This is a genomic window from Mesorhizobium sp. M2A.F.Ca.ET.039.01.1.1 (assembly GCF_003998035.1).
GTDB lineage: Bacteria > Pseudomonadota > Alphaproteobacteria > Rhizobiales > Rhizobiaceae > Mesorhizobium.
In genome coordinates this window covers 1-6,684 of sequence record NZ_RZRY01000350.1, presented here as the reverse complement: position 1 = coordinate 6,684, position 6,684 = coordinate 1, and the positions used below count along the sequence as shown (strand labels likewise).

Sequence of the window (6,684 nt, the reverse complement as noted above, 5' to 3'; positions counted from 1 at the left end):
TCTAGCATCAGGCGCTCGGCGGCGTCGCTCACCGGTTGTGCGGCCACATGCGGTGTTACAAACGCTTTCGGATGCGCCCAAAGCGGGCTATCCCGCGGCAGCGGTTCATTGGGGAACACGTCCAGCATTGCCCAGTCGAGCTGTCCCTCATCCAAGGCGGCGACCAAATCGGATTCCACAAGATGTCCCCCTCTTCCAAGATGGACGAGAGCGCCTCCGCCCGGCAGGTGAGCAAAGAGCTCCGAGGACAGGATGCCACGCGTGTCGCTGGTAAGGGGCAAAACGTTGATGAGAATTTCGCTCTGGCCCAGGAAGGTGCGGAACTCCTTCTCGCCCACCAAGCTGTCGACGCCATGGATGATCTTTCGGGTGCGGCTCCACCCCGAGACTCGAAAGCCCATGGACGCCAGCTTTCGAGCTATGTCGGTGCCGAAAACGCCCAACCCCATAACGCCGACCAAACGTTGGGAGGGATGAACGGCCGGGTGCATCCGCCATTCGGCGGCTCCTTGCTGCCTGGCGTAGTCGCCCATCCTGCGGTGCCAGTGAAGGACACCGTAGAGGGCGTATTCCGTCATCTGCTCGCGCAGCCCGGCGTCCACCAGCCGAAATAGCGGTATATCCTTTGGGAATTCGGGATCGACAATGATCTGGTCGATGCCGGCACCGAGCGAGAAGATGGCTTTCAAGTTCTTCAATGATGCCAAAACGCCGCTCGGAATGCGCCAGATCAAAGCGTGCGTGATATCCTGCGGATTGCCCATATCCGGCCAGATCCGAAACTCGATGTCGGGCCGTTCCCTGGCGAAGAGTGCTTTCCAGGGCGCCGGGTCATCGATGTTCGAGGCGAAAAGAATGGTCCGCCTTGCCATGTCAGTTTCTCCGCTCCACCCCGGGCAAGATGCAAAGAAGTTCAAATAGCAAATTCGCGGCGGTGAGTGCCGTATTGCCGGAAGTGTCGAAAGGCGGCGACACTTCGACCAGGTCGCAGCCGACAATGTCGAGCCCCCAACAACCGCGGACGATCTCAAGCGCCTGCATGCTGGTGAGGCCTCCGATTTCAGGCGTGCCGGTGCCTTGAGCGAATGATGGATCAAGCGAGTCGATGTCGAAGGTGATGTAGACCGGCCCGCTGCCCATATGGACGCGAACTTCATCCATCAGCGGAACGAGCGAGCGATGCCAAAGCGCATCGGCCTGGTAGACTTTGAACCCTTGCTGGCGTGACCAGTCGAAATCGTCGGCGGCGTAGCCGGTACCACGCAGGCCAATTTGAACGGTGCGGCGCGCGTTGATAAGACCTTCCTCGACAGCACGGCGGAAAGGTGTCCCGTGCGCGATCTCCTCGCCGAACATGGTGTCGTTGATGTCGGCATGCGCATCGATATGAATGAGACCGAGGGGACCGTGTTTCTTGGCCATCGCACGCAGGATGGGTAGCGTCATGGTGTGATCGCCGCCGAGTGAAAGAGGCTTGCACCCATGAGAAAGGATATCGGAGATGCCGCGTTCGATCGCATCGACCGACTTGAGCAGGTTATATGGGTTCGTCGCAATGTCGCCCACATCGGCAACCCGAAGAGAGTCGAATGGCGCAGCGCGCGTGGCCATGTTGTAAGGGCGCAGCAGGACCGATTCGGCGCGAATTTGCCTCGGACCGAAACGGGTTCCGCTTCGGTTGCTGGTGCCGATATCGAGCGGCACGCCGACAAAGCAGGCGTCCAGACCGGATGCCGTCCGGGCGTATGGCAGACGCATCATCGTGGCGATGCCCCCAAAGCGCGGCATGTCGTTGCCGCTAAGCGGCTGGTTTAAAGACCCATTCATCAAAATCACCCTGTCTTCTTTCGCGTATTCTCAGGCAGCCGAGCCACGAGCCAGCGGCTCCCCGCATTGGCTTGAACTTCGACGGGACGCGGGTCACCTTCAAGGGGAGCTTTCCCAACAACACTTGGATGAGCGTCAATGTAAGGAGAGGCACGTCAATCATTCGGTTTCATCAACTTAACCATTGAATCTCCGATGTGTGTGTCGATGCCGGGGCTCGCTAACCTGCGTCCATCTCTGACCTCCCAACCTCTATCGCAGGTATCGATATGACCGTGGTCCTTTCCTTTCAAACGCCCGCTGGCCCGGTCTCTGCGACCATCCGGCGCGTGCTCGCTGCAGGCTACACAGGACGAAGGCGCCACCTCGTTGAAGCTCACATTGAAGAACTGAAGGAGATCGGCATTCCGGCGCCGCCACATGTACCCATGCTGTTTCCGATCATACCGGGGCTGCTGTCGCAATCGACGGAGACGCAGGTTCTTGGTTCAGACACGTCGCCTGAGGTCGAGTATGTCGTTTTCCGCCAAGGCGGACGTGACTATGTCACGGTCGGCAGCGACCAGACCGATTCTGTCATGGAGGCGCAGAACGCGCCAATGGCGAAGAACATGTGTCTGAAATCAATCGCGCCGGACGCCTGGCCCCTGGAAGAGGTCCTCGATCACTGGGACAGTCTGGAGCTGTCGCTTGTCTGCGACGGCAAGCTCATGCAGCAGGGCAAGGTCGAGCAGATGATGAGGCCTGCCGAGCTGCAGGAGTTCGTTTCTGAACACGACGGCCACGAGCACGAGGGTCGAATGATCTTTTCAGGCACGCTGGAGATGAATGGTCGCTGCCCGCGTGAGAGGGCCGAAATGACCATAAAGCTCCATGACGCTGTGCTCGAGCGCGCGATCGTCCATCGCTATACTGTAGAGCCTACGTTCCCGTTCTTTTGAGCTACCCCAGCAACCAGTGCCAAGACCCTGTCGGCCCATGGGTCAACCACGTCGCCACCGCGCGGCGGGAGCACCGCCGACCTCTATGTACCACCCCAATCAGTAGTACTCTCGATGGAGCCATCCTCGCGGGCGCCGCTTCCCATTTTCTGCCTAAGAGCTAGGCGGGAACTGCCGACCTTTTAAGCATCGGTTTTTAAACGAATATTTTCTTGACGAACATCCTGAGTTAGCATTCACTGCCGTCGGGGAACCAAACGCGCCAGCCGATAATCATGCAACAATGGCTGGTGGAAAAATAGAGATCCGGTCCTTGGTAATGTTGAAGGGGCCAGCCGCATTGAAGCGGTGCGGAAATGTCCCGCCTTCATCGACTTCGCAAGGTCTGCTGAAAGCCGCCAAGAGAACGGCGTCAGCGAGTGAGTGGGAAGCCGAAAGGGGCAGTGTATCCACTCTGAAACGGTTCCCTCTTAGTCATACCGGCTCCTCTTCGAGCCCGGGTTTGAAAAAAAGAGGTGAACATGGTCAACATCGCCAACGTCGATCTCCGCTTGCTTCGCGTCTTCATCACGGTGGTGAAATGCAACGGTTTTTCCGCGGCGCAGGCCGAGCTCAACATCAGCCAGTCGACGATAAGCAACCACATGATCGCCCTGGAGGAGCGCCTTCGCCTCAAGCTCTGCCAACGGGGGAGGTCCGGCTTCGAACTGACCGATCATGGACGAACCGTCTTTGAGGCTTCCACGCGCCTTTTCGAAGCCCTTGAGGAATTCAGCTGCGAGACGGAGTCGCTTCATTCGGTTCTGACTGGCAGTCTGCGAATTGGCGTCGTGGATAACACGGTGACGGATTCGCATTCGGCGGTCTCGGCCGCTTTCCGACGATTCTGCGCCAGACCCAACAATGTGAATGTGCAACTTGTTGTGGACAGTCCTCCGTCTCTTCAAAAACGGCTGGTGGAAAGGCAGATCGATCTTGCGATCTTCGGTTTCGTCCCACGGCTGTCCAACCTGCGCTACCAGAACCTCTATGCAGAAACGAGCACGCTGTTCTGTGGCCAGGGACATCCCCTGTTCGACGTGAGCGAGGACGACCTCTCTTTGGATGTGCTGCGCGACTACGCGTTTGCCAGTCGGTCCTATTGGTGCAATCAGGATCTGGAACGCATCGGAATGTGCAAAAGCACGGCCTCGGTCGAGCAGGTCGAAGCCCAGCTCATTCTGGTGCTGTCGGGTGCGTATCTTGCCTACCTGCCGACCCACTACGCCCAGACCTGGGTGGACAAGGGGCTGTTGCGCCCGCTGCTCCCAGACAAGACGTCATATGCGGTGCGGTTCACTATGGCTACCCGCAAAGGCGTCCGCACAACGCCAACTTTGAAGGCGTTCATTCAGGATCTTTACACTTCAGTCGGCGGCCACAGGGAAGAAAGGGCAGAATCGTTCGAGTTGCCGGCGTTGGCGTCGTGGCAACCCCGCCGGCAGGCGAAAGATCATGTAGTTGCCCTCAACTAGGCTAGCCTGAGCACCTCAGTGCGCGTGTCCGAGATAGGCTTCGCGCACCCGTTCGTCGCTGATGAGATCGGCGCAATAACCGGAAAGGGTTATTGACCCGGCCTCCATGACGTAGGCCCTCTGTGCCAGTTCTAGCGCCAGGAAGGCATTCTGCTCGACAATCAACAGCGAAACCCCTTGACCGGCAATGGCGGTGATCGCTCCGTAGATGACATCGATCATCCGGGGTGCCAGGCCCATACTCGGCTCATCGAGGAAAAGCATTCGCGGTTTGGCCATCAGTCCGCGGCCGATTGCCAGCATCTGCTGCTCGCCGCCAGAGAGCGTACCAGCCGCCTGATCCCGGCGTTCGGCTAGTCGGGGAAACAGGTCAAACACGCCCGCCAGATCCTGCTCGAGTTCCTGGCGCGATATTTTTCGGCAAAATGTTCCCAACTTGAGATTTTCTACGACCGTCAGACGTCCGAACACCCTGCGGCCCTCCGGAACTTGTACCAGCCCAAGCGCAGGCAGTTGATGCGCCTGCAGCGGGACAATGTCCGCTCCGTTGAATGCGATTTGTCCCCTGCCGCAGCCACGCAAGCGGCAGATCGAATTGATCAGGCTGCTCTTGCCGGCGCCATTGGCGCCGATTAGCGTCACCACCTCCCCCTGACCGATCTCCAACGCGGCGTCCCGCACCGCTGCAATCTGGCCGTAATGAACGTCGACCCCACCGACAGACAATAGCGTCATGCGTGAGTTCCCGTCCCAAGCGCGCGCTCCGCGGTTCGTCCTCCAAGATATGCCCTGAGAACTTCGGGGTTCTGCCGTACCTCCGACGGTTCTCCGCTGACGATTTTGCGGCCGTACTCCAAGACGGTGACATAATTGGAGATATCCATCACCAGCCTCATTTGATGTTCGATCAGAAGGATGCCGACGCCAAACTTCGAGGGCAGTTCAGCAATGAAATCCGACAGCCGCGCCGTTTCCTGGGGGTTCATGCCGGCGGCGGGCTCGTCTAGCAGAAGCAATTTGGGTCGTGTCGCCAGGGCGCGGGCAATCTCTAGCCGCCTCTGGTCGTCATATGAGAGAGTCCGGGCCAATCTTTGCGCGTGCGGCGCTATCCCGACGGCATCGAGCAGTCGCAATGCTTCCTCGCGGGCGGTCCTTTCCGCGCCAAGCGCGGAAGGAAGGCAAAGTAATGTCGGCAATAGCCCCCGAACCACACCGGGGCGCGCCTCCTCGGCGATCAGTACATTGTCGAGCACGCTCACCGAGCCGAACAGACGAACGTTCTGAAAAGTGCGGGCTATGCCTTGGCGTGCAATGACATGAGGCGGCTGACCGTCAATGCGGCTTCCGTCCAGATGGATGGTGCCGGATGACAGACGAGCAACTCCCGTGATGGCATTGAAAAGCGTCGTCTTGCCGGCGCCGTTCGGTCCGATCACACTGTGGATGGTCCCGGCGTCGACCTCCATGGAAATGTCGGAGAGAGCTTGGAGACCGCCATACCGAATGGACACGTTTAGCAATCGCAGCATCTCAGCCATGCCTCGCGGAAAGGGGAGCTGGCCAGAGACCCTGGGGACGAACGCGCATCACCAGGATGAGCACGAAACCGTAGAACAGATAGCGGTATTCTCCGAACTCGCGCAGGAATTCCGGCAGGCCAATCAGGATGAAGCTGCCGACGAAGACCCCGGGCAGACTGCCCAGCCCGCCTATGACGAGCAGGGCGAGAACGTTGATCGAGACGTCCAGCCGCAGGCTTTGCGGGAAAACCGAGCCGAGGGTGGTGGCAAACAGGGCCCCGGCCACGCCAGCGAATGCGGCCCCCAGAACATAGGCGCGCAGTTTGCTCCTGACGAGATCCAGGCCAAGCGTGGCCGCGACATCCTCGTCATCGCGGGCAGCCGTCCAGGCACGACCGACCGGTGAATGCTGCAGCCGCCAGGCCGCGAACGCGACAAGGCACGCCAGCGCAAATGTCAGATAGTAGAGGCTGAGCTGCGAAACCATCGGATGGTCGATGAGTTTGGGACGCGGAATGCCGACGATACCCTGTGCGCCGCCAATGGCCGGCGCGGCCATGTCGGATACGACAATTATGCGCACAATCTCGCCCAGGCCCAGCGTTGCCAGAGCAAGATAGTCCCCTCGTACGCGCAGAACCGGCAGACCGAAGATGAAGCCTCCCGCTGCCGCGCAAAGGGTGGCGATGGGCAGAGCTTCCCAGAAACTTAGATGAGCCAATGCAAGCGGCGAATCCGAGGTCAGCAGAGCGGTGGCATAAGCGCCTATCGCAAAGAACGCCACGAAACCCAAATCGAGCAATCCGGCGAGCCCCAGTTCTATGTTCAGGCCCATGCCCATGAGCGCATAGAGGCCAACGAGAAGCATGACTTGGGCAACGA

Annotated in this window: 7 protein-coding genes; 2 read left to right on the top strand and 5 right to left on the bottom strand. The window is 59.4% G+C overall.

Annotated elements, in window-relative coordinates; all coding sequences use genetic code 11:
* A partial coding sequence (locus EOA24_RS23310; protein ID WP_133374582.1) for a glyoxylate/hydroxypyruvate reductase A occupies positions 1-872 on the bottom strand: 872 nt, incomplete at its 3' end.
* Between the two features lies 1 nt (position 873).
* Positions 874-1,827, bottom strand: a complete 954-nt coding sequence (gene speB / locus EOA24_RS23305) for an agmatinase (RefSeq protein ID WP_127410104.1) — start codon at positions 1,825-1,827, stop codon at positions 874-876.
* A 269-nt stretch (positions 1,828-2,096) separates the two neighbouring features.
* On the opposite strand from speB, the gene EOA24_RS23300 reads away from it, so the two are divergent.
* Positions 2,097-2,768 (top strand): DUF2848 family protein, encoded by a 672-nt coding sequence (locus tag EOA24_RS23300; protein WP_127410103.1) that lies wholly within the window; start codon positions 2,097-2,099, stop codon positions 2,766-2,768.
* A gap of 521 nt (positions 2,769-3,289) precedes the next feature.
* Positions 3,290-4,282 (top strand): LysR family transcriptional regulator, encoded by a 993-nt coding sequence (locus tag EOA24_RS23295; RefSeq protein ID WP_127410102.1) that lies wholly within the window; start codon positions 3,290-3,292, stop codon positions 4,280-4,282.
* A gap of 15 nt (positions 4,283-4,297) precedes the next feature.
* On the opposite strand, the gene EOA24_RS23290 is transcribed toward EOA24_RS23295, so the two are convergent.
* The 3 genes from EOA24_RS23290 to EOA24_RS23280 form a co-directional block, all read right to left on the bottom strand.
* Positions 4,298-5,017, bottom strand: coding sequence for an ABC transporter ATP-binding protein (locus EOA24_RS23290; protein WP_127410101.1), 720 nt, complete (start codon positions 5,015-5,017; stop codon positions 4,298-4,300).
* Positions 5,014-5,811: an ABC transporter ATP-binding protein gene (locus tag EOA24_RS23285; protein ID WP_281059894.1), complete on the bottom strand. Its 798-nt coding sequence runs from the start codon at positions 5,809-5,811 to the stop codon at positions 5,014-5,016. The genes EOA24_RS23290 and EOA24_RS23285 overlap by 4 nt, the downstream gene beginning before the upstream one ends.
* A 1-nt stretch (position 5,812) precedes the next feature.
* Positions 5,813-6,684 (bottom strand): branched-chain amino acid ABC transporter permease (locus EOA24_RS23280; protein WP_133374581.1); only part of this gene is annotated, 872 nt, incomplete at its 5' end.